The sequence below is a fragment of the Nitrospirota bacterium genome, assembly GCA_016207885.1.
Taxonomy (GTDB): domain Bacteria; phylum Nitrospirota; class Thermodesulfovibrionia; order UBA6902; family UBA6902; genus JACQZG01.
This window is the reverse complement of record JACQZE010000007.1, coordinates 1-2,490: the sequence shown is the minus strand read 5'-3', so window position 1 is coordinate 2,490 and position 2,490 is coordinate 1. Positions and strand designations below refer to the sequence as shown.

The 2,490-nt window shown below is 44.6% G+C and carries 1 pseudogene; it reads right to left on the bottom strand.

Annotated features, from left to right (window positions below):
- Positions 1-229: 229 nt before the first annotated feature.
- A pseudogene (uvrC, locus tag HY807_06250) lies at positions 230-2,080 on the bottom strand (excinuclease ABC subunit UvrC).
- Positions 2,081-2,490 lie beyond the last annotated feature (410 nt).

The window sequence follows — 2,490 nt, the reverse complement described above, 5'->3', positions numbered from 1 at the left end:
GTTTTCATATCACACCTCCTGCATTAAACTTAAAACTTATGTAATTATAACTCATTGTGCTGAAAAGCAATACCTTTTCTATCATGCCTTCGGACAGCCAATCTGATGAAACTTCTTTCGCCTCTCCGAATCAGCCGAGGTTGTTCTTTCATGAGGAAGTGTTTCAACGGCCTTAATATGCTGTGGCTGGTTTATATTGCCGCTTCATTAAGCAACAGACTCTTTTTTCCTACAGCCCTTTGAACCTTTCATCAAACAATGCCCTTTTTTTAAAAAGGGCTGCCTTCAATTTTTCCGCTATCTTCCTATTCATTCCTTTAAGAGAAGCTATCTCTTCAACCGACGCCTTTCTTATCTCATCAATACCGCCAAAATGCCGCAATAGCAATAACCTTCTCTCTTTGCCGATGCCCTTTATATCTTCAAGCGGAGACCTGAGCGTTCTCTTTGTCCGCAGTTTTTTATGAAAGGTTATTGCAAAACGGTGAACCTCGTCGCGTATCTTCTGAAGCAGATGAGTTGACGGCATGAAGGGGTCCAATGGGATCGCATCTCTTTTGCCCGGAAGAAATATCCTGTCCGGTTCCGGACTGCTGTTAATTGTTTTTGCCTTGGCCATAGCGGCAATATCAATGGACAGGCCAAACTCTTTCATCGCATTTATGGCTGACTTGAGCTGTCCCTTGCCTCCGTCAATAAGGATAAGCTGAGGCGTCTCTCTGCGCTCTTCTGCAAAGCTCTTCAGATGCCTTTTGATAACCTCCTCCATCATCGCAAAGTCATCAATGCCTCTCACAGTCTTTATCTTATACACCCGGTAGTCGTCTTTGAGAAACTCCCCGTCCTCCCATACCACAAACGCTCCAGCCGCCTCAGAGCCGGATATGTTAGATATATCAACCGCCTCTATCCTTTGCGGGATATTCTTTAATTTCAGAAGATCCTTTACAGAGAGAAGCATTGTGTCGACCTTCCTGTCTTTATGCCTGCCGAATGCAAAGAGCGCGTTCTCATTTGCCATTTCAATCAGCTTCTTCTCATGTTCGCTCCTTGCATGCGAGAGCGTTACCGGCTTTCCGCGTTTATCGCTCAGCCACTCTTTCTCTGTCTTCATCTCAGTATTGACAGGAATGACTATCCTCGGCGGAATGAGCATCTCCTTGGAATAGAACTGCTCTATGAAGCTTGATATAAGCTCGTTCTCCTCAATGCCTCCTATGTTTTTCAGAAAGAAATCTTTTTGCCCTATCACCCGCCCGTTCCTTATGAAGAGCATGAAGACAACCGCCTCTCCCTCTTCCTTGAATAGCCCGGTGACATCCATATCGCCAAGCTCGTGCGAAATGACGCGCTGGGATTCCAATGCCCTTTTTATGTTGTTTAAGGCATCCCTCACCTGCGCCGCCTCTTCATACCTCTCTTCTTCCGAAAGCGCGGCCATCTTCTCCTGAAGGCTCGAAAGGAGTTCTTTATCCCTGCCCATGAGAAAGAGCTTCACGTCATTAACCGCCTTCATGTAAATCCTGCGCTCTTTTTCAGAGCGCTTCGACTTGTCGCAGGGCGCGAGGCACCTGCCCATCTGGTACTGAACGCAGGGACGGAACGGCTTCTCAAGGCTGTATGCGCATTGCCTTATGGGGAAATTCCGCTCTATAAATCTGAACATCTCCCACATCGTGCCTGAAACCACATAAGGGCCGAAATAGAGGGAGCCGTCCTTATCTATCTTTCTCACGACTTCGAGCCTCGGCCAATCTTCCCGGACAGTGAGTTTAAGATATGGATAGTTCTTGTCGTCGCGCAGGATTATGTTGAATTTCGGCCTGAACTGCTTTATGAAGTTCGCCTCAAGCGCGAGCGCCTCCATCTCATTCTCCGTAACGATGTAGTCAAAGTCTCTTATCTCTCCGACCATCCTTGACTTGCGGTTATCAAGCGCCGCGGACTTTTGAAAGTATGACCTGAGCCTGTTGCTGAGGTTCTTTGCCTTCCCGACATAGATCGTCTTCTCTTTCGCCCCCTTCATTATATATATGCCGGGAGAAGATGGGAGTTTCCGGAGTTTGTTCGTAAAATCCATAGGTTAATTATAACCCATATAAGAAAAACCAAATTAACGTATCAGGTTATGAAATTCCAAACATGCAATTGCTGTAACTTGGAACAGTTATTACCAAGCAATTCATCTAAATGGTTATCAAATATTTATCTTGTAATAAGATGGAAATATATCTATAATTTTCTTTAATAAAGATATATATGCAGATGGCTCATGCAATTGAATTATTTTTAAAAATAAAAGTTAACCGAGATTTAATAACTAAAAATAGAGGGGAAGAAATGAATAACAGAGGTGGACCCCGGAATTCGGACAGTCGTATAAGGTGTAAAATATACGATTAACGAAGGAGGTCACCTAAAGATGAGTAAGACAAAGAGGACGAGGTATTCAGCGGAGTTTAAGGCAAAGATAGCGCTTGCAGCACTGAG